This is a genomic window from Neisseria sp. P0021.S005 (assembly GCF_051956955.1).
The window spans coordinates 1-20,272 of sequence record NZ_JBQCWY010000012.1 but is presented as its reverse complement, the minus strand read 5'-3'; the positions used below and the strand labels follow the sequence as shown (position 1 = coordinate 20,272).

Annotated in this window: 18 protein-coding genes and 1 pseudogene; all 19 read right to left on the bottom strand. The window is 49.2% G+C overall.

All coding sequences use genetic code 11. The annotated features are described in order from the left end of the window. Positions 1–305: 305 nt before the first annotated feature. Positions 306–1,559, bottom strand: a complete 1,254-nt coding sequence (gene ftsA, locus ACTHUE_RS01925) for a cell division protein FtsA (protein ID WP_003682483.1) — start codon at positions 1,557–1,559, stop codon at positions 306–308. Between the two features lie 74 nt (positions 1,560–1,633). After that, on the bottom strand, positions 1,634–2,353 hold the full coding sequence (locus ACTHUE_RS01920; RefSeq protein WP_049335319.1) for a cell division protein FtsQ/DivIB: 720 nt from the start codon (positions 2,351–2,353) through the stop codon (positions 1,634–1,636). Further along, entirely contained in the window at positions 2,343–3,257 is a 915-nt protein-coding gene (locus tag ACTHUE_RS01915; protein WP_049335322.1) for a D-alanine--D-alanine ligase, read from the bottom strand. The genes ACTHUE_RS01920 and ACTHUE_RS01915 overlap by 11 nt, the downstream gene beginning before the upstream one ends. A gap of 87 nt (positions 3,258–3,344) precedes the next feature. After that, on the bottom strand, positions 3,345–4,754 hold the full coding sequence (gene murC / locus ACTHUE_RS01910) for a UDP-N-acetylmuramate--L-alanine ligase (RefSeq protein ID WP_049335324.1): 1,410 nt from the start codon (positions 4,752–4,754) through the stop codon (positions 3,345–3,347). A gap of 166 nt (positions 4,755–4,920) precedes the next feature. Beyond that, positions 4,921–5,988 carry an undecaprenyldiphospho-muramoylpentapeptide beta-N-acetylglucosaminyltransferase gene (gene murG, locus ACTHUE_RS01905; RefSeq protein WP_049335327.1) on the bottom strand — a complete coding sequence of 356 codons (1,068 nt, stop codon included), beginning with the start codon at positions 5,986–5,988 and terminating at the stop codon, positions 4,921–4,923. A gap of 4 nt (positions 5,989–5,992) precedes the next feature. After that, entirely contained in the window at positions 5,993–7,255 is a 1,263-nt protein-coding gene (locus ACTHUE_RS01900) for an FtsW/RodA/SpoVE family cell cycle protein (RefSeq protein ID WP_049335329.1), read from the bottom strand. 270 nt (positions 7,256–7,525) lie between these two features. Beyond that, positions 7,526–9,022: an amidase gene (locus ACTHUE_RS01895; protein ID WP_049335331.1), complete on the bottom strand. Its 1,497-nt coding sequence runs from the start codon at positions 9,020–9,022 to the stop codon at positions 7,526–7,528. A gap of 243 nt (positions 9,023–9,265) precedes the next feature. After that, positions 9,266–10,603 carry a UDP-N-acetylmuramoyl-L-alanine--D-glutamate ligase gene (gene murD, locus ACTHUE_RS01890; protein ID WP_070695287.1) on the bottom strand — a complete coding sequence of 446 codons (1,338 nt, stop codon included), beginning with the start codon at positions 10,601–10,603 and terminating at the stop codon, positions 9,266–9,268. A gap of 44 nt (positions 10,604–10,647) precedes the next feature. After that, positions 10,648–11,910, bottom strand: a complete 1,263-nt coding sequence (locus ACTHUE_RS01885; RefSeq protein WP_004518882.1) for a tetratricopeptide repeat protein — start codon at positions 11,908–11,910, stop codon at positions 10,648–10,650. 70 nt (positions 11,911–11,980) lie between these two features. Next, positions 11,981–12,544: pseudogene (locus tag ACTHUE_RS01880) on the bottom strand (tetratricopeptide repeat protein); the annotation flags it as partial. A 51-nt stretch (positions 12,545–12,595) separates the two neighbouring features. Then, a complete protein-coding gene (locus ACTHUE_RS01875) occupies positions 12,596–12,886 on the bottom strand; it encodes a tetratricopeptide repeat protein (protein ID WP_440361232.1) in 291 nt (96 codons plus the stop codon). Positions 12,887–12,938: 52 nt separating this feature from the next. Then, positions 12,939–13,427, bottom strand: coding sequence for a group II truncated hemoglobin (locus ACTHUE_RS01870; protein WP_004518885.1), 489 nt, complete (start codon positions 13,425–13,427; stop codon positions 12,939–12,941). A 115-nt stretch (positions 13,428–13,542) separates the two neighbouring features. Then, on the bottom strand, positions 13,543–14,625 hold the full coding sequence (gene mraY / locus ACTHUE_RS01865; RefSeq protein WP_004518887.1) for a phospho-N-acetylmuramoyl-pentapeptide-transferase: 1,083 nt from the start codon (positions 14,623–14,625) through the stop codon (positions 13,543–13,545). 101 nt (positions 14,626–14,726) lie between these two features. Continuing rightward, positions 14,727–14,876, bottom strand: a complete 150-nt coding sequence (locus ACTHUE_RS01860; protein WP_049335337.1) for a hypothetical protein — start codon at positions 14,874–14,876, stop codon at positions 14,727–14,729. A gap of 442 nt (positions 14,877–15,318) precedes the next feature. Next, positions 15,319–16,686: a UDP-N-acetylmuramoyl-tripeptide--D-alanyl-D-alanine ligase gene (locus tag ACTHUE_RS01855; protein WP_004518890.1), complete on the bottom strand. Its 1,368-nt coding sequence runs from the start codon at positions 16,684–16,686 to the stop codon at positions 15,319–15,321. Continuing rightward, on the bottom strand, positions 16,683–17,195 hold the full coding sequence (locus tag ACTHUE_RS01850; protein WP_004518891.1) for a hypothetical protein: 513 nt from the start codon (positions 17,193–17,195) through the stop codon (positions 16,683–16,685). Before ACTHUE_RS01850 ends, ACTHUE_RS01855 begins: the two co-directional genes overlap by 4 nt. Before the next feature lie 21 nt (positions 17,196–17,216). Then, positions 17,217–18,071, bottom strand: a complete 855-nt coding sequence (locus tag ACTHUE_RS01845) for a hypothetical protein (protein WP_004518892.1) — start codon at positions 18,069–18,071, stop codon at positions 17,217–17,219. A 24-nt stretch (positions 18,072–18,095) separates the two neighbouring features. Continuing rightward, complete coding sequence (locus ACTHUE_RS01840) at positions 18,096–18,617, bottom strand: M23 family metallopeptidase (RefSeq protein ID WP_049335339.1); 522 nt, start codon at positions 18,615–18,617, stop codon at positions 18,096–18,098. A 180-nt stretch (positions 18,618–18,797) separates the two neighbouring features. Continuing rightward, positions 18,798–20,272, bottom strand: a 1,475-nt coding sequence (locus tag ACTHUE_RS01835; RefSeq protein ID WP_440402830.1) for a UDP-N-acetylmuramoyl-L-alanyl-D-glutamate--2,6-diaminopimelate ligase, incomplete at its 5' end; no start/stop codon positions are given.

The window sequence follows — 20,272 nt, the reverse complement described above, 5'->3', positions numbered from 1 at the left end:
TTAATAACAGCAGGGCTCGTTGCTGATTCTGCTACGTCGTAAACAAATTCCATTCAATAATCCTCCGCGCCCCGCTTTATAAGGACGGTTCAAAAATAACTCATTATCCGTATTATATAAGAAGTATTCAGATACTGGCAAAAATCTTCTTACCATTCGGCTGTCGGCGTTATATTTTTACTACATTTTTTAACAGAAAATATACAAGTTTTAAATTATTCACTTGGCAATTATTTAAAACTGTTTAATTCCACTTAAATATTCAGGACAAACGGTTGCTGCACCGCCTGCCCTGAAAACTTTTATCAGAAATTATCTCTGAAGAATCTTTGGATTTTTTCCCACAGACCCATTTTTTTGCCTGAATCATTCAGTGCAATCGCACCGGTTCGGCTGGTTTGCTCACCCTCTTCGGCAGCATAGGCCGTCTGAAGCAGGCCGATCGCTGTTGAATAGCGTGGATTACGAATACGCTCGGATACGCCGCCCATTTCTTGTGGAACACCGATACGCGCCGGCAGGTTGAAGACTTCTTCCGCCAACTCAACAATACCGGTCAACATAGAAGCACCGCCGGTCAAAACGATACCGGAAGTCAGCACTTCTTCTGGGAAACCGGAGCGGCGCAATTCGTTCAGCGTCAACTCCAAAATTTCTTCTACACGCGGGCCGATGATTTCAGCCAATACACGACGTGAAATTTGACGTGATTGACGGTCGCCAACACTAGGAACTTCAATCATTTCATCCAAGCCGTCCATAGTCGGAATAGCAGCACCGTAATGGATTTTGATGTACTCGGCTGCACTGTGCGGCGTACGCAAGGCTTGAGCCAAGTCTTTGGTAATCAAATCGCCGGCAACAGGAATAACCGCAGTATGACGGATGGCGCCATTGGTATAAACCGCGATGTCGGTTGTACCGCCACCGATATCGATGACGCACACGCCCAAATCTTTTTCGTCTTCAGTCAAAACGGCGTGACCGCTTGCCAAAGGCTGAAGCATGATTTGATCCATTTGCAGGCCGCAACGTTGGATACATTTTTGGATATTTTGCAAAGCAGTGTTCGCACCGGTGATGATGTGTACACGGGTATCCAAACGCACGCCGCTCATGCCGATAGGCTCTTTCACACCGGGTTGGTTGTCGATGATGTACTCTTGAACCACGGTATGTAAGATATTGTGATCAGGCGGAATATTGATGGCTTTGGCTGTTTCGATGGCACGATCGATGTCGGCTTGCGATACTTCGCCATCTTTAATTTTGACCACGCCTTGTGAATTCAGGCTGCGGATATGGTTACCGGCAATACCGGTGACAACGTGGGAAATTTTGGTATCTGCCATCAGCTCGGCATCTTCTACCGCCTGACGAATGGCTTGCGCGGTAGCGTCGATATTGGTCACCATACCTGCACGCAGGCCGCGTGAAGGGCTTTGACCCAAGCCAACAATGTGGATTTCGTTATCTTCCCGAATCTCGCCGATTAAGGCGATGACCTTGGACGTACCAATGTCTAAGGCACTGATATATTTATTTTGTTGTTGTTCCATAATTGCTCGTTCGCTATGTTGTCTGACTGACGGTTTGATTATTTTTGAAACAAGATTGCTTCACGTCTAATCGGCTATTCACTCTCGGAAGGGTTTTCAGACGGCCTGTAACGGACTGAAAAACCATCCTTATAACGCATATCGACATACTCGATACGACTTTGTTTTTTACGCAGCAGCGATGGCCAAATCTGGACAAACTGCTGCAAACGTTTGATTTCGTTTTCACGCCCCAAGCGCACGGTAATGCCGTTGTTCAATACAAGCAACCATGCCGACCGCGGCGTGTAGATCAATTCTTTGATAGTCAGTTTCAACGGACTCAAAATACCGGAAAAGTCCGCATAATGTTTGACCATGTCTTTGCCTGTCCCCTGCTGCCCTTCAAATATAGGCAGGTCCTGTTTCAGACTTGCGGCAAACACATTGCCCTTACTGTCCACCAAGCCGCCAGCGCGCCAATGCGCAACCGGCACACGCTCGGTCAGGATAATTTCCACGGTTTCCGGAAAACGGCGGCGTACCATTGCCGAGTCAATCCAAGGCAATTCCTGAAAAGCGGCCTGCGCCGAATCAATATCGGCGCGGAACATATTACCCCTGATATGCTCTCGTGCAACGGTTTGCAATTCTTTGTTGGAAGCATATTTCAGCTTACCCTGAATGGCAATCTGTTTCACAGGAAAATATTTGGAATTGTAAAGCCAAGCTATGCCCGAACCTATCAGTAGAAAGGTCATCAGCACCAATAGCCGGCGGGTCAGCCGACCCAATGCGCCTGCATCATCCCACATGAGCGGTCTTCAAAATCTCAATACATAAATCAGCAAAATCTACGCCGGTATGGGCTGCAGATTTTGGCACCAAACTGTGGCTGGTCATACCGGGCAAGGTATTGATTTCCAAAAGATACAGCTTACCGTCCGTATCTTTTAGGAAGTCCACGCGCGAACAACCGTCCGCACCAATCGCCTGCGCGCCACGCACGGCCAGTTCGCGCATCAGGTTTTCCTCATCCTCACTCAAATCTTCCGACGGGCATTGATAAACCGTATCGTCGCGGTTGTATTTAGCCTCGTAGTCGTAAAACTCAGTAGCTGGAATAATATGAATGCTCGGCAGGCCTTTGCCGTTCAATACCGGGCAAGAATACTCGCCGCCTCCGATAAAGCGTTCGGCAATAATTTCACCCTGCAAATGTTTCAATTCTTCGTAAACGCTTTTCAGACGGCCTTTTTCTTTTACTTTTACCACACCGACGCTGCTGCCTTCCGCGGCAGGTTTCACAAACATCGGCAGGCCCAATTTTTCTTCAACAGCATCAAAGTCGCTGTCGTCATGCAATACAGCAAACTCAGGAACAGGCAAACCCACGGCCTGCCAAATCAGTTTGCAGCGGTATTTGTCCATACCCAGCGCGGAAGCGGCCACACCACTGCCGGTGTAAGGAATACCCATCAGTTCCAACGCGCCTTGAACCGCGCCATCTTCGCCGAAAGTACCGTGCAGAATATTGAAGGCCGTCTGAAAACCTTGTGTTTTCAATTCAGACAACGGAGTTTCTTTGGGGTCGAACGCATGGGCATCGACGCCTTTGCTTTTCAAGGCAGCCAAAATAGCGGCGCCGCTGTCCAGAGAAACTTCGCGCTCGCTAGAGAAGCCGCCCATCAACACGGCCACTTTGCCAAAATTCTGCATAATTTCCACTTTCTTAAATACTGATACAGGCCGTCTGAATATTGTTCAGACGACCTATCTGCCCTCAAAGACCAATATGCCCGTTTATTATGATTGTTTCGACAATTCCACCAATGCAGACGGAACGCGGTTGATGCTGCCGGCACCCATATTCAACACAACATCGCCGTCCTGCAAAACATTCAGCAGCATTTGCGGCAAGTCGGCAACGTTTTCGCAGTAAATCGGCTCAAGTTTGCCCAATATGCGGATGGCGCGTGCCAAGGCGCGGGAATCGGCTGCGGCAATCGGCTCTTCGCCTGCGGCATAAACTTCGGTCAACACCAGCGCATCAACGGTATTGAGGACTTTGGTGAAATCTTCGAACAAATCACGTGTGCGGGTATAGCGGTGTGGTTGGAAAGCCAAGACCAAACGTTTTTCAGGGTATGCACCGCGCGCAGCGGAAAGGGTTGCTGCCATTTCAACAGGATGATGGCCATAATCGTCCACCAGCAAAGCAGTTCCGCCGTTTGGTAATTTAATGTCGCCATATTTTTGGAAGCGGCGACCGACACCTTCAAAGCCGAGCAAGCCTTTTTGAATGGCTTCAACCGATGCGCCAACTTCCAGCGCAACGCCGATAGCCGCCAACGCATTGAGGACGTTGTGGCGGCCGGGCATATTCAAAACAACTTCAAACGGCTCTTGCTCGTGTCCTTTCATTTGAACATGAACGGTAAATTTCATTTGCGCGCCGACGTTTTCAATATTGGTCGCATAGATATCGGCAGTATCGTCCAAGCCGTAAGTGGCGTAAGGTTTGCTAATTTTCGGTAAAATCGCGCGGACGTGTTCGCTGTCGATACACAGAAAGGCTTTGCCGTAGAACGGCATACGGTGGATAAAATCGACAAACGCCTGATGCAGTTTCTCAACGCTGTGGCCGTAAGTGTCCATGTGGTCTTCGTCGATATTGGTCACGACGGACATAATCGGCGTCAGATACAGGAAAGAGGCATCGGATTCGTCGGCTTCGGCAACAATGTATTCGCCTTTACCCAAACGGGCGTTGGTACCAGCGGCGTTGAGCTTGCCGCCGATAACGAAAGTCGGGTCAAGTCCTGCCGCGCCGAGAATAGAAGCGGTCAGGCTGGTGGTTGTGGTTTTGCCGTGCGTACCGGCAATGGCGATACCATCGCGGAAGCGCATCAACTCTGCCAACATCAGCGCGCGCGGAATCACGGGAATCTGCTGTTCCAATGCGGCAACAACCTCAGGATTGTCTTTTTTGACCGCAGTAGAGGTAACAACCACGTCGGCGCCATTGACGTGTTCGGCAGTATGACCTGGGTAAACTTGGATGCCGAGAGCGCTCAAATGCTCGGTAACGGCATTACGCGCCTGATCCGAACCGGAAACTTTAAAGCCCAAATTGTGTAAAACTTCGGCAATACCGCTCATGCCGACGCCGCCGATTCCGACAAAATGGATGTTGGTCACTCGATTTTTCATCATAACGTTGCGTTCCGGTTGGTTTTTAGTGCGTAAAGGCGTTATTTTAAAGGGCTATCCGCTTCTGCGCTATGCTTTTATTGTAAAGGAATTTTAACAAAAGCAATAAAGGCCGTCTGAAACGCCGTTAATCAACTTTTCAGACGGCCTTGAATCGAAGTCTGCCTGCTTATTCGGTACAAGAGATGGCAACTTCCACCACATCGTCCGCGCTGTGCGGCAACGCCAGCGTACGGGCATTTTTCGCCCATTTCAGGCATTTTTCACGGTTTAATCCGCCGAGGATTTCGGCCAGTTTTTCTGCCGTCAGTTGGGTTTGCGGCAGCAGCAAACCAGCTTCGGCCTGCACCATAAAGCGCGCATTGGCTGTTTGATGATCGTCCACTGCGTGCGGATATGGCACCAGCAATGCACCCAAACCTGCAGCCGTCAACTCGGCAATCGTCAGCGCGCCGGCACGGCAAATCACCAAATCGGCATCGCGGTAGGCAGATACCATATCGGTAATAAATTCAACGCACTCGGCTTGCACACCCAATGCATCATAATCCGCCTGCAGGTTACCCAATTTATTGCGGCCGGACTGATGATACATTTGCGGACGGGCAGCCTCAGGCAATAATGCCAAAGCTTGCGGAACGGTTTTGTTCAACACATCCGCACCCAAACTGCCGCCGACCACCAAGATTTTCAGACGACCTTCACGCCCTTGGAAGCGTTCGGCAGGCTCAGGCAGGTTGGCAATATCCGCGCGGACGGGGTTGCCGACCAAACCGCCTTCGTGACTGAACGCTTTCGGGAAAGCGTATAACACCCGTTTCGCCCAGCGCGACAGTTGGCGGTTGGACAAACCTGCCACGGCATTTTGCTCGTGAATCACAATCGGCACACCGCACAGTTTTGCCGCCAAACCGCCGGGGAAGGTAACGAAACCGCCAAAACCGATAACACACTCGACACGGTGTTTCTTAATAATCTGCTGCGCCGCACGGACGGTTTTATACAGCGTAAACGGCAACATCAGCTTGCGCTTAATACCGTTGCCACGAATACCTTTAATGGCCAGCGTTTCCAAGCGTATGCCGTATTGCGGCACGATACGCTCTTCCATCGAATCCTGACTGCCCAGCCAAATCACATGATGGCCGTGCTTTTGCAGCGACTCGGCAACCGCCAATGCAGGGAAAATATGGCCGCCCGTACCGCCGGCCATCAGCATAAAAGTTTTACCGCTCATGGTTTTACTCCACCGAATAACCGCGCATTTTTTGGCGGTTTTCATAATCAATGCGCAATAACAAAGTAACGCACACCAGCATGATAAAGACAGCCGAACCGCCGTAAGACATAAACGGCAAAGTCAGACCTTTAGTAGGCAGGATACCGATGTTTACACCGATATTGAAGAAACTTTGAATACCAATCCAAATACCGATACCGTTGGCAATATACGCGCTGAACATCAAGCCCGAATCACGCGCCTGCTTGCCGATGGAAAACGCGCGCCACACCAGCCAGCCGTAGCAGAACACCAAAACCAGCATCCCGACAAAGCCAAATTCTTCACCGATAACGGCAAAAATAAAGTCCGTATGCGCTTCAGGCAGGTAGAAACGTTTTTCCAAACTTGCACCCAAGCCCTCGCCAAACCAGCCGCCGCGCGCAATCGCCATCAAGGAATGCGTCAGCTGATAGCCTTTACCCAAAGGATCGCTCCAAGGGTCCAAAAACGCCGCCACACGCGCCATACGGTAAGGTGCGGCCAAAATCAACAAGCCCATACCGCTCACAACGGTCGCCACCAATACGGCAAAATACTTCCACGGAAAACCTGCCAAAAACAGCATACCCATGGTAATCACGACAATCACGACAAACGAGCCAAAGTCCGGCTGACCCATAATCAAAACCAAACCGACCGCCACCAACATAATCGGCAGAATCAAAGTCTTAAACTTGCGGAAGCGTTCCTTTACCCTTACCCACGCGTCACTTTTAAAAGGGCTGCACACCAAATCGCCAATACCGGTAAACAAAGACGACCAACCCAAAGAATCCAAATCGCGCAACATTTCTTCACGGCGCGTAAACAGGCTGGACAAATACAAAACCGTTGCCAATTTGAAAAATTCAGTCGGTTGCAAGTTGAGCGGCCCGATATGAATCCAGCGCGTCGCGCCATTAATCTCACGGCCGACAAACAAAACCAGCAACAACAGCAAACCTGAAACAGCAAAATAAAACGGAATAATCCGCCGCCAGAAACTCATCTTCAGCAGGAAAAGCGGCAAGCATATAGCCACTGTAAACAGGATAAACATTGCCTGTTTGGACACAAAAGAAAACTGGCTGCCCCCTTCCGATGCTGCATACGCAATAGAAGCCGAATAAATCATAATCAGGCTGAAGACCGTCATTAAGACGACCATCCACAAGAGAGAAACATCAAACTTCCGACCATCGCGCGCAATCGGCCGGTCAAGCATTTTGGAAAGACTAATCATGAAAACATCCGTAACGGCTTGAATAAAATATTCAGACGGCCTGCAAATGGGCAAGAGGCCGTCTGAAAAAATGAATTAACGTTATTTTAAAGGTTTATTTCCAAACCAACAATTCAGATTCTTTAAAGATGTCGGATTCTGACGTTCTTTGCGCCCTCCCCTACCCTTTGATATCGGCAAAAGGTCGTCTGAAATCGCTTTTATGTTTTCAGATAGCCTTGTATAAATCTTTTCTTCAGGAAATAGGCTACTTTTTATCCCATGCAAACCCTACGCCAACTGCGGTATTTCCGCCCACGGCTGTATCTGTTCCAACTGCGCGGCGAGGCTAAGCAGCGTGTCTTCGCGCCCGTGTGCGGCGGCGAACTGGGTACCGACAGGCAGCCCGTTATGCCGGTAAAGCGGCACGCTCATGGCGGGGTTGCCGCTCATGTTCAGCGGCGACGTATAACCGACGTATTGCAGCGTCGTGGCGGCTTCTTTTTCTAAAAACGGGTTGTTTTTCAACAGAAAACCCAAGCGCAGCGTGCCGAACAGCAGGCGCATGGCTTTTTGTGCGGCGGGCGGCGGCATCATTTCGCCGATTTTCGGCGTGGTGCGCGGGCAGACGGGCGTCATCAACACGTCGTAGCGTGTGAAAAATGCTTTGGCGGCACGTTCCTGCGCCAGCATCACGTCGCGCGCCCATGCCATTTCGCCCGCACTGATTTGCCGACCCTGCACAATCATTGCCCACGTTGTCGGCTCAAGCAGGCAGTGCGGCAGTTTTTGTCCGGTTTCGTATTGATATTGGTAGAACAGTTTTGCCGTTTCGCCCATGACGATGATGCGGGCGGCTCGGTTGAGCTGTTCAGGCGGCGCAAAATCGGGCGTGGCTTCTTCCAATTTGTGTCCCGCGTCTTGCATCAGTTTCAAACTATGGGCGAACGCGGCTTCCGTGCCTTCGTCGTTGCCACCGCCAAACCATGCCTGTTTCCAAAAAGCTATTTTCAGACGACCTGTTTCTTGTTTCAGGCTGCCTGCAAAACCGTTTTCGGGCAGCGGCGGGCAAGCATACAGGGCGCGGGCTTGGGTTTGGGCGGCGATGTCCAGCAAAACCGCGCTGTCGCGTACACTGCGGGTCAACACATGGTCGCATACCAAACCTTGCCATGCCTCCGATGCGTTCGGCGCGTAACTGCTGCGGCCGCGCGTGGGTTTCAGCCCGAACACGCCGCAGTTGTGCGCGGGTAAGCGAATGGAGCCGCCACCGTCGCTGCCGTGCGCTGCGGGTACGACGCCCGAAGCCACTGCCGCCGCCGCGCCTCCGCTGCTGCCGCCCGCGGTGTAATCCAAATGCCACGGATTGCGCGTGATGCCGTAAATTTCGGTTTCGGTAACGGGATACGCGCCCCATTCGGGCGTAGTGGTTTTGCCGAACACGCGCAGCCCCGCATCGAGATAGGCTTGGGTCAAATCGCTGTTTTGTTTGGCAATGTAATGCTGCATCATACGCGAACCCGACCATGTCGGCGCGCCTTCCCAATCCGCCAGCAAGTCTTTGAGCAAAAACGGTACGCCCGCCAGCGGCGTATCGGCATTTTCAGACGACCCCTGCCACGCCGCCGCGCGTTCGCGCAAATCGTGCGCCAACAGATTGAGCTTGGGATTGACTTCATCCAAGCGGTTTAAAGCAGCCTGCAACACTTCATCGGCGGAGACTTCTTTTTTACGGATCAGCTCTGCCAAACCGACGGCATCGTAACGGATGTAGTCTTGAAAATTCATGGGTTTTCCTTTCGGATTGATAAACACACGTTTTGTCGGTCAGGCATAGCTGCCCGCCGCCTCGCCGTTTGCCCGCATAGGCAAATTTTAAGAAACAGTAACACCGGATAAAGGCAAGGAACAAGTTTACCGTTGCTGCAAAAAGGTCGTCTGAAACTGCCTTAACGTTTTCAGACGACCTTTGAGACAATGACACACAAGGTTTACGGTAAAACCAACCCTCTTTTCATCTTTCAGACGGCCTTACAAAGCCTTAAACGCTTCAATAAACACTTCCGAACGGTGCGCATAGCCTTTAAACATATCAAAGCTCGCACAAGCCGGGCTGAGCAACACGATATCGCCCGCTTCGGCTTGGGCGTATGCCGTTTGAACGGCTTCTTCCAAAGTGGCGCAGTCGGTCATATTCAAGCCGCAGCCGTCCAAATCGCGGCGGATTTGCGGCGCATCGACACCAATCAAGAACACACCTTTTGCCTTGCCGGCAAGCGCATCGCGCAGGGGCGTGAAGTCCTGCCCTTTGCCCATGCCGCCCAAAATCACGAAGAGCGGATTTTGCAAACCGGCAATCGCGGCGGCGGTCGCGCCGACATTCGTGCCTTTGCTGTCGTCGATAAACACCACGCCGTTTTTCTCGCCGATTTTTTCCACGCGGTGCGGCAGGCCTTGGAAGGTTTTAACGTGTTCGAGCAATTCATTTCGCGGCAAACCGATAGCCTCACACAAAGCTACGGCAGCCATCACATTGGCGGCGTTGTGCAAACCTTGCAACGGAATGTCTTGCGTGGCAATCAAATCTTCATTGCCTTGTTTCAGTCGGCCTGTCTCGCGTTCCAACCAAAAATCGGCTTGGTGCTCCAATGAAAACCATTTCACCTCGCGCCCGGCACGCTTCATGGCGCGGCAGAACACGTCGTCTGAATTTAAAACCTGCACGCCATCGCCACGGAAAATCTTGGCTTTGGTATGCGCGTAGTCGAGCAAGTCGTCGTAGCGGTCGAGATGGTCTTCGGAAATGTTCAGCACCGTCGCCGCAGTCGGGCGCAGGCTTTCAGTGTTTTCCAGTTGGAAGCTGGAAAGCTCCAACACCCACACGTCCGCCTTTTTGCCTTCGCGCTGCAATTCCGCTTCCAAAACCGGCGTGCCGATATTGCCCGCGATGACAGTATCCAGCCCGCACTTGATGCAGAGATAGCCGACCAAGCTCGTTACCGTCGTTTTGCCGTTGCTGCCGGTAATCGCAATCACCTTGTCGCCGCGGCGGTTCACAATGCCCGCCAGCAATTCGATATCGCCCAACACGCGCCCACCGTTTTGCTTGAACGCCTCGATATCTGGCTGACGCTCGCTGATGCCGGGACTGAGCGCCAAAATATCGAAACCATTATCCAACGCATCTTTCAGACGGCCCGTATAAAACACCAGCCCGTCAAACATCTTACCGATTTGCGACACGCGCTCCGGTTTCAGCTCCGCATCATACGCGGCAACCTCCGCGCCGTTTTTGCGCAGGTAGGCAATCATAGAAATGCCCGTGCCGCCTAGTCCGGCGACGAGGATTTTTTTATTTTGAAAAGTCATTTTGGTTTTGTCCTAAGTTTTTCAGACGGCCTTTGAATAAGGATTCAATATCCTTTCTGATTCAATTCTCGGTAAGCATCGCAACCTCGTTGCAATCCATTATCACAAGCCTTACCAAACCAATCTTTGGCAATCTTATAATTCTGACGAACACCTTCTCCGTTGGCATACATCACACCAAAATTATATTGGGCTTCTGCATATCCTTGCTCTGCCGCCTTACGATACCAATGCACTGCCTGTGCATCATCTTGACGAACTCCTTGCCCTTGATCATACATTATACCCAAATTGAATTGCGCTTGAGCAACACCTTGTTCTGCAGCCTTGTGATACCACCTCACCGCCTGTACATCATCTTGACGAATTCCTTGCCCATTGGCATACATTACACCCAAATTATATTGGGCTTTAGCATGCCCTTGTTCTGCCGCCCTGCCAAACCACTGCACTGCCTGTGCATTGTCTTGACGGACTCCTTGCCCTTGAAGGTACATCATGCCCAAATTAAATTGAGCTTGAGCATCTCCCTGCTCTGCTGCCTTTCTGTACCACTTAATCGCCTCTACATAATCTTGACGTACACCTTCCCCACTCGCATACATATCGCCTAAATTATATTGTGCATCTACATTCCCTTGTTCCGCAGCTTTACGATACCATCCTATAGCCTGTATGTAATCCTGATGCACTCCTTCCCCGTTAGCATATGCCACACCTAAATTATACTGACCTATGGCATCTCCATGACCAGCCGCTCTACGAAACCATTTCAACGCCTTCTCATAGTCTTTGCCAACACCTTGCCCATTAGCATACAGCATACCCAAATTTAACTGAGCATCTGTATTTTCCTGATTCGCAGCCCTATAAAACCATTCCGCAGCCTGAGCATAGTCTTGACTAACACCTTGCCCATTTTGATACAACATACCCAAATTATTTTGAGCTCCAGTATCACCCTGTTCGGCAGCCTTACGATACCATTCTGCCGCCTGTACATAATCTTGACCAACACCTTGCCCCAGCTGATACATTACACCCAAGTTAAATTGAGCTTTAGCATTCTCTTGCTCTGCTGCCTTACGAAACCACTGCACTGCTAGCCTGTTGTCTTGACTAATACCCTGTCCATTCGCATACATTGCTCCAATACTTAATTGAGCTTCTGGATCTCCTTGCTCCGCAGCTCTCAGCATATTCTTAAAATCCGGAATACTTTCAGCTAAAGCTGCCTGCCCTAACCCAAAGCAAGCCATCACACCCATTATTATTTTTTTCACCGAAACCTTCATTTTAAAATCCATTACATTCAAATTATTATTTCTGTTTTATCCTAGTTTTTCAGACGGCCCTTAGCAAAATTTAATATCCTGCCTAATCCAATTTTTGATAAGCATCACAACTTTGCTTGTCTCCATTAGCACAAGCCTTCTTAAACCATTCTTTAGCAACTATTTTACTTTGACGTACACCTTGCCCTTTTAGATACATTACACCTAAATTGTATTGGGCCTCAGAACTTCCTTGCTCCGCTGCTTTACGATACCAATATAAGGCCTGCTTATCATCTTGACGAACACCGAATCCATTATGATAAGCCACGCCAAGATCTGATTGAGCTTTGATATTTTCTTGATCTGCTGCACGATGTAGCCATAGCACCGCCTGTTTAAAATCTTTTTGCACGCCTAAACCATGCATATACCTTGTAGCCACAGTATATTGTGCTTGATTATCTCCCTGCTCCGCCGCCTTTCGATACCATTGGAACGCCTTCTCAGGAGCTTTACCGACACCTAATCCGTTATCATACATAATGGCTAAATTGTATTGGGCATCAAGATACCCTTGTTCTGCCGCCTTTTCATACCATTGAGCTGCTTGATCATAATCTTGTTCAATGCCTTTACCAAAAAAATAGATTGTTCCTAAATCATACTGAGCTTTAGCAAAGCCTTGTGCAGCAGCTTTTTGAAACCAATATTTGGCTTACTCATAATCTTGAGCAACACCTTGTCCCTTATAATATAATCCCCCTAGATTGCTCTGCGCTTCAACATCCCCCTGTTCTGCCGCTCTACGGAACCAATGTTCTGCCTGTTTATAATCTTTGGTAGCCCCTTTCCCCAAGTAATACATCAAACCTAAATTAAATTGGGATGCAGCATTCCCTTGTTTGGCTTCTTGCTCTGTTTCTGCAAAATTTGGGATATCACTTGTATTAGCCATCTGTCCGAATCCAAACAAAGCAACTGCTATTTTTCTTAACCAATTTTTCATTTTACATTCTCTCTTATATTCTTTAATGTCATAGCAGCATTTTCAAACAGACTTAATCTGAAAATTCCTCAAAAAATCTGTTTACACCGTAGCTACTCAAAATCTGCTGCAATTCCGGTGTGCGCACCCATGGGTCAACCGCCATTGGCGGCATAGGCGGTTCGATACCGTCTTCGTTTTGGTTACGACACCAATCTGCCATGGCAAAAACTTGGATTAAAACCGGCTCGGCAAGTGCTTTATCGATGTCCAGTTCGCTCATGGCTTGGGCAAAGCAGGCGATCCATTCGTTGCGGACTTGTACGTTGACGGCAAAAGGCATATGGCGGGCACGCAGTTGGGGATGGCCGTATTTTTCGACAAAGAGTTGTGGACCGCCGAGCCAGCCGCTGAAAAATTCGTAGAGCTTTTCGCGTATCAGGGTCATGTCTTCGCCGTGCATTTGGCGTAAGGCTTGGTATTTCGGCTCAAGTTCCATTAAGTCGTAGAAACGGTCGGTCAGGGTGCGGATGCCGGTTGCGCCGCCGAAAGATTGGTACATGTTTGGAGACTTTCTGTGTGGATTATTGCGGGATTTATTTTGGGACGTAGGATTCAGGCAAGCATGCTTACCTTACATAATGGCCGTCTGAAACTTTCAGACGGCCTTTGGAGATTTAGCGGATTTTGAGGGTACTTAAACCAATCAGCACCAAGACGATGGTGATAATCCAGAAGCGGACAACGACTTGGGTTTCTTTCCAGCCTTTTTGTTCGTAATGGTGATGAATCGGCGCCATCAGAAAGATGCGTTTTTTGGTTCGTTTGTACCAACCGACTTGCAACATAACGGAAATGGCTTCAACAACAAACAGGCCGCCCATGATGACGAGGACAAATTCTTGGCGGATGATGACGGCAACGGTACCGAGCGCCGCACCAAGCGCGAGCGCGCCGACGTCGCCCATAAAGACTTGTGCCGGATAGGCGTTAAACCACAAAAAGCCGAGACACGCACCACACATGGCGGTACAGAAAATCACCACTTCGTTTGCGCCGGCAACGTAAGGCAATTGCAGGTATTGGGCAAATTGGGAGTGGCCGCTGGCATAGGCAAAGATAGCAAGACCGGCGGCGACAAGTACAACGGGGAATGCGGCTAAGCCGTCCAATCCGTCGGTCAGGTTAACGGCATTGGATGTGCCGACGATGGTCAGGTAGGACAATACCAAGAAGCCAACTACGCCAAGCGGCAAGGCAACTTGTTTGAAGAAGGGAACAATCAGGATATTGTTGGCAGAATTTGTCGCAAGGTAGAACAACGCCAAACCGGCGATGATGGCAACGCTGGACTGCCACACCATTTTGAATTTGGCAGACACGCCGTTAGGGTCTTTATAAACCACTTTACGCCAGTCGTCGTAAAAACCGAGTGCGCCGGTAGCAAGCAAGACGCCTAAGAGAATCCAGATATAAGGATTTGCCCAGTTGCCCCACAAAATTGTGGACACGGTAATAGCGGTCAAAATCAGCGAGCCGCCCATGGTTGGCGTACCGTTTTTGATCAGGTGGGTTTGAGGGCCGTCAGTACGGACGGCTTGGCCGACTTTAAGCGCAGTCAGCTTGCGGATGGTCCACGGACCAAGCAATAGAGAAAACGCCAAAGCAGTCAGCGCAGCCATCACGGCACGGAATGTGGTGTATTGAAAAATATTCAGGCCGGTTAACCAGTTACTGAAATGTGCGAGCCATAAAAACATGGGGCTTCCTTTTTTGTTTTTGTTGTTACAGTGGGCTTATTGCCCAATTAAAAATAAATCGGTATGCCGTCTGAAATTTCAGACGGCCTTATTGAGTAAGATTATTTCTCTACCACGCAAATCGGATAGTTTCCGGGATTCTTTCCGCCGCCTAAATCCAAGCAGGTATCTTCATAGATAAATGCCTGTACTTTCATTCCGGCATAAAACGCGGCAATCAGCAAACCAGTCAATAGTAAAATCTTTTTCATATTTCAGACGGCCTTCTTAAGTTTTATTTTCTTGGGTCTGAAAATAATCCTTGGGATGTAAGCAAAACAAGCTGTAACAAATTGCAGCGCGAATAATGACATCCAACAATGGAAACCCGATTCTAGGGGAAACCAAATAACCGACCATATTGTAGACGATATACAGTATACAGCCATAACCTACGCGCCCAATCCTTACCTCTCCATAATCCAACAGCACTAACCAGCATCAATATCACTTGCACAAGCAAATGAAAATTTCCTAACCAAAATTCAAACCAACCCCAACGTCCTCTTGTGCTTTCGTATGCTTCGCTTATTGTCTCAAATCCTACATCTTTGATGTACTGCCACACTGCAACCGGCCATAAAACTGCTGCCACTACCATCATCCCAACGATAACCTGCAACAGTATAGGCCGTTTCCTTTTCTGTTCCATTTTCAGACAACCTCTTTATCCGTCAGTGCCTCGACCACTTCTTCCATCTTCATAAAGCGTGATCCCTTGACCAATACAGTAGCGCGTTCAGGCAAATCGTGGCTCAACACTTGAATCAGCGGATCTTTGTCAGCAAACCACAAACCTTCCGCGCCAAACGTTTCCGCTGCTTCAACGCTGTTGTCGCCGACAAAATATGCGGCCTCGATGCCTTTATCCCGTGCATACGCGCCAACTTCGGCGTGCATGGCGGCGGCTTCGTCCTCACCCAATTCGCCCATGTCGCCCATCACAAAAATACGCGGCGCAGGCATAGCAGCGAGCACATCAATGGCGGCTTTCATACTGTCGGGGTTGGCATTATAAGTATCGTCAATCAAAGTCGCGCCTTTAATGCCTTGCTTGATATTCAGACGACCTTTGATATTACTGAAATTTTTCAGGCCGTCTGAAACTTCGGCAAGGCTCAAACCTGCCGCCAAAGCCAGAGCAGCCGCCGCTACGGCATTATGCACATTGTGACGGCCGGGGACTGGCAACACCACGGCAACACGTTCATTGCCACGCACCAAATCAAATTCGCAGGACAACGGTTTCAACTCAATATTTTCTGCATGGACATCGCCACTGGCAACGCCGAAAGTCTGAGCATTCAATTGCGCAGTAGCAGCTTCAAATGTAGCGATATTGGCATCTTCGCACGGAATCAGCGCAATGCCGTCTGAAAGCAAACCTTCGTAGATTTCACTTTTTGCTTTAGCAATATCGCCGACGCCATCAAAACCGCAACCGACATGCGCGCGCAAAGCGTTATTAACCAGAGCAACATTCGGACCGGCAATTTGGGTCAGCAAAGACAATTCGCCAAAATGGTTCATACCCATTTCAATGACGGAGTAGCGGTGTTTTTCGTTCAGTTTCAACAAAGTCAGCGGCAGGCCGATATGATTGTTAAAATTGCCGGCAGTCGCCAACACAGCTTCATTACCGAATCGATGACGCAATACGCAGGCCAACATCTCTTTAACCGTCGTTTTACCGGAAGAGCCGGTAATGCCAAAGACAAACGGATTCACATTTTCACGCCACGCCTTCGCCAGTTTTTGCAAAGCCGCAAGCGTATCGTCAACCTTCAATGCGCCTTTCAAAGCCGCACAATCTTCGCGCGAAACCACAACTGCCGTTGCCCCTGCTGCCAAAACATCTTCAACAAAGTCATGCGCGTCAAAGCGCTCTCCGGCAAGCGCGAAAAATACGTCGCCTTCCTGAATATCGCGGCTGTCTGTAACAATACGCGAAACGGGTTGATTTTCAGACGGCACCGGAAGGCCGAGCGTTTGACAGATGAAATTTAGGTCTAGTGGTTTCATGATTGTGTTTCTTGTCCTTGTTCTACTTGTTCTAACGGTTCCACATTTTTATCCGTATTTTGGGAAACCATTTTTAAATGACGATAATTACGTCCTGCCAGCACAATAAAAAGAATAGCGGCAAAATTTACACCGACAGAAAGCTTATTTACCGTAAGGCTGAACCATAGTTTCAATACACTATCTATATAAAATACAAAAGAAAATACATCGCTTGCAAAAGCAATTTGCAATAAGCATGGCATGTACACATATGTCATTCTCTTAAAACCGACTTCACGGAATTTAAACGCATTCCATGCTGCAGACAACGCCAACATACCCAAAATGAAAAGTAAAATCCCAAAAAACACAGCCCATGCTATGCTGTTAATCAGTCCTTGCACACTCTGAATTGATGCCAGAATCAACCAAACCACGCCCTGCACAAAAGTCAGCCATGCCATAAATTTGCCGCTTTTGGGCAATTTTTTATATTCAGGAAATGTATTGGAAAACCAACTTTTCATACTACAAATCACTTTCTCTTATCAACTGCCGATTTTCCCGTACTGCTGGTAATCGGAAAAACACAATACAATGGTTTCACCGTTTTGGCGGTAGGGGTGGCAAAGGCTGTAATTGCCATCTTTTGCCTCATAACGTATTTCATTTGTTTGTCCAGCAAATACCCTCTGCAAGTATTCACGCTCGCTCAGATTTGGGGCATAAAGATATTGCGTTTTGCTGATTGTTTCTTTATTGCCATTCCGAGTAACGACAAAACCATTATCATCGCCTACTCCCCGAGCATTGGGTGCCTGCTCATCAATCCCACTTAACTGGGAATCAGCTGAGAAAGCCAAATAAACCTGTTTATTACCGATCGTATCCGGCACAATCACTGTAGCTGCTTTAAAGGCAGAATCTTCCTTCGACATCAGCTCAAGGATTAACGCTGCTTTTTTAATATACGCAAAATCAAAACGATAATCTGCCAATGCATTGATTTGCGATGGATTATCCTTGACGATACGCTCTAGAGATTGAGTCAAAATCTGACGTTTTTTCTGAACAGTCAGATAATTTCCGCCAAATAACAGGGCTGCTAAAACGGGAAATACTGCCAACAACAAATATAAGGTTTTTCGGCCACCTTTGCTTTCTTCCTCTTGTCCTCGCTCGGCAATACGGGTCAAATTCAGCATGATGTTCAGTATCAAGGCACCCGCCATCACGGCAAAAATCCCCAAAATACTCATCAGGAAAATTTCCGTAATGTATTCGCGGAACACCTTAAGCCCGAAAACATTGGATAGAATCAGAACAAATACCCAGTACACCAGCAGCACAACTGCCACCATACCGACGATATTCGTTGCCTTAACCAATTTCTTTGCGTTCATACTCTCAAATCTTGTTCAGACGGCCTATCTGTTCTGATTAATCAGCGGATACGGATTCACCGCGCCGTTCGGCAGATATACACCGTAATGCAGGTGGGCCGGTGTGGTTCTGGCATTGCCGGTTTTACCGACATAGCCGATGACCTGTCCTTCTTTTACTCGTTCATACAGGCGGATACGGGCAAATTTATTGAGGTGGGCATAGTAATGCCACGCACCCGGCCCTTGAATACCGATAACTTTACCGCCCAATCGGTTGCGCCCGATTTTGGTGACGATACCGGGCGTGGTACTGCGTATCGGCGTGTTTTTCTTAGCAAAAATATCCACACCTTCATGCCTTCGCCCCTGACTGCGCGCTGCGCCCCAAGTGTCGTCAAAACGCTTGCCTTTAACGGGATTCGGCAGGCTTTGCTCGACCGGAGGCTGTTGCGCCCTCAACTGCTCGATTTCGGCAGTAGGACGCGGAAGTTGTTTGGTTGTACAGCCTGCAAATAAAACTACGGCTGCACTGATTAATAAGGTTTTTGTCGGCATTTTCAGCATCAAATCGGTCTCCTTGTTGTTCAGACGGCCTTATTAAAAAGTCTTCCGAAACAAACAACTGTGATGGGTTTAATGGCTGACGTGCCGTAATGCGTGTGTCGTATTGCTTTTATTGTATATGTTTAAATCTTTTTCAGACGGCCTTAAGGTTTCGGGCCGTCTGAACATTTGCGATATGGCTTAACCGCGCTCTGCCAATGCTTTTTCTGCGATTTCAAAATCGGAGAAATGATGCTTCACGCCTTGTACATCCTGATAGTTTTCATGCCCTTTACCAGCAATCAGAATGATGTCGTTAGCGGCAGCCTGCTCAACCGCATAACGGATGGCAACGGCACGATCAACTTCGACACGTTCAGGATTAGATACAGCAGGCAAAATATCGTTGATGATGTCTTGAGGATTTTCCAAGCGCGGGTTATCGCTGGTAACCACTACTTTATCGGCACCCTGAACTGCTGCCGCACCCATCAATGGGCGTTTGCCGCAGTCTCGGTTGCCGCCGCAGCCGAATACGCACCACAAAGCCGCGCCCTGCGGTTTGATTTCCTGCAAAGTGGAGAGTGCTTTTTCCAGTGCATCCGGCGTGTGGGCATAATCGACAACGACCAAAGGTTTGCCGCTGTTCATAATGCAATCCATGCGGCCTGAAGCGGGACGGATTTTTGCCAGTACTTCCAATACTTTATCAATCGGATAACCGTTGGCACAAAGCAAGGCGATGCAGGCAGCGAGGTTTTGCGCGTTGAATCGTCCGAGCAGACGGGTACGGCATTTTCCTTCGCCCCATGGTGTTTGGAATACGGCTTCCATGCCGTCTGAAGAAGCGGTGAAATCGGTAATGCGGATATCGGCTTGCTCGCTGAAACCATAGCCATAAACGGCTAAATCGGGACAGTCTTTTTTCAGACGGCCTGCGAGTTCTGCACCGTATTCATCATCGACATTGATGATGGCGTGTTGCAGACCATGCCAGTAGAACAGGCGCGATTTGATGGCACCATAGGCTTCCATGGTGCCGTGATAGTCGAGATGGTCGCGGGTGAGATTGGTAAAGATTGCGCTGCGAAACGGCACGCCGTTGACGCGCGATTGGTCAAGGCCGTGGCTGGAAACTTCCATCGCGGCGGCTGTTGCGCCTTGCTGGCGGAAGCGGTAGAGCAGGGTTTGGACATCGACAGGAGCAGGTGTGGTATGTGTGGTTTCTTCCAATGTGCCCCAAAAGCCGTTGCCGACTGTGCCGATAATGGCGGTTTTTTCGCCCAACAGATCGGCAGCTTGCGCCAGCCATTGTGTGATAGAGGTTTTGCCGTTGGTACCGGTTACGCCCCAAACTTTAAGGCTGTCTGAAACATTACCGTAAACCTGCGCCGCCAACATACCGGCGCGATGTTTCAGATCTTTAATGCCTTGATTAGGAACGTTCCATTCGGGATTCCATGTAAATTTGCCGTCATCATCCCAAAAAACAAAGGTTGCACCGTTGGCAATGGCGGCAGGAATATAGCTGCGGCCGTCTGTATATTCGCCCTGACAGGCAACGAAAATGTCACCCTGTTTAATTTGTCGGCTGTCTGAATGCAACAAACGCCCTGCTGCGTTTTCACACAGCAGAGGCGGAAAGTTGGTTTCAGCCAAGGGGGTTAACTTGCTGA

What these genes read in the sequence shown, in the direction of transcription:
- ACTHUE_RS01885 (WP_004518882.1), bottom strand. Translation starts at nt 11,910, where the DNA reads ATGGATTTTAAAATGAAGGTTTCGGTGAAAAAAATAATAATGGGTGTG.
- murC (WP_049335324.1), bottom strand. Translation starts at nt 4,754, where the DNA reads ATGATGAAAAATCGAGTGACCAACATCCATTTTGTCGGAATCGGCGGC.
- ACTHUE_RS01855 (WP_004518890.1), bottom strand. Translation starts at nt 16,686, where the DNA reads ATGAAACCACTAGACCTAAATTTCATCTGTCAAACGCTCGGCCTTCCG.
- ACTHUE_RS01840 (WP_049335339.1), bottom strand. Translation starts at nt 18,617, where the DNA reads ATGCTGAAAATGCCGACAAAAACCTTATTAATCAGTGCAGCCGTAGTT.
- murD (WP_070695287.1), bottom strand. Translation starts at nt 10,603, where the DNA reads ATGACTTTTCAAAATAAAAAAATCCTCGTCGCCGGACTAGGCGGCACG.
- ACTHUE_RS01875 (WP_440361232.1), bottom strand. Translation starts at nt 12,886, where the DNA reads ATGAAAAATTGGTTAAGAAAAATAGCAGTTGCTTTGTTTGGATTCGGA.
- ACTHUE_RS01845 (WP_004518892.1), bottom strand. Translation starts at nt 18,071, where the DNA reads ATGAACGCAAAGAAATTGGTTAAGGCAACGAATATCGTCGGTATGGTG.
- ACTHUE_RS01900 (WP_049335329.1), bottom strand. Translation starts at nt 7,255, where the DNA reads ATGATTAGTCTTTCCAAAATGCTTGACCGGCCGATTGCGCGCGATGGT.
- ACTHUE_RS01920 (WP_049335319.1), bottom strand. Translation starts at nt 2,353, where the DNA reads ATGTGGGATGATGCAGGCGCATTGGGTCGGCTGACCCGCCGGCTATTG.
- ftsA (WP_003682483.1), bottom strand. Translation starts at nt 1,559, where the DNA reads ATGGAACAACAACAAAATAAATATATCAGTGCCTTAGACATTGGTACG.
- ACTHUE_RS01895 (WP_049335331.1), bottom strand. Translation starts at nt 9,022, where the DNA reads ATGAATTTTCAAGACTACATCCGTTACGATGCCGTCGGTTTGGCAGAG.
- ACTHUE_RS01850 (WP_004518891.1), bottom strand. Translation starts at nt 17,195, where the DNA reads ATGAAAAGTTGGTTTTCCAATACATTTCCTGAATATAAAAAATTGCCC.
- mraY (WP_004518887.1), bottom strand. Translation starts at nt 14,625, where the DNA reads ATGTTTTTATGGCTCGCACATTTCAGTAACTGGTTAACCGGCCTGAAT.
- ACTHUE_RS01870 (WP_004518885.1), bottom strand. Translation starts at nt 13,427, where the DNA reads ATGTACCAATCTTTCGGCGGCGCAACCGGCATCCGCACCCTGACCGAC.
- murG (WP_049335327.1), bottom strand. Translation starts at nt 5,988, where the DNA reads ATGAGCGGTAAAACTTTTATGCTGATGGCCGGCGGTACGGGCGGCCAT.
- ACTHUE_RS01915 (WP_049335322.1), bottom strand. Translation starts at nt 3,257, where the DNA reads ATGCAGAATTTTGGCAAAGTGGCCGTGTTGATGGGCGGCTTCTCTAGC.
- ACTHUE_RS01860 (WP_049335337.1), bottom strand. Translation starts at nt 14,876, where the DNA reads ATGAAAAAGATTTTACTATTGACTGGTTTGCTGATTGCCGCGTTTTAT.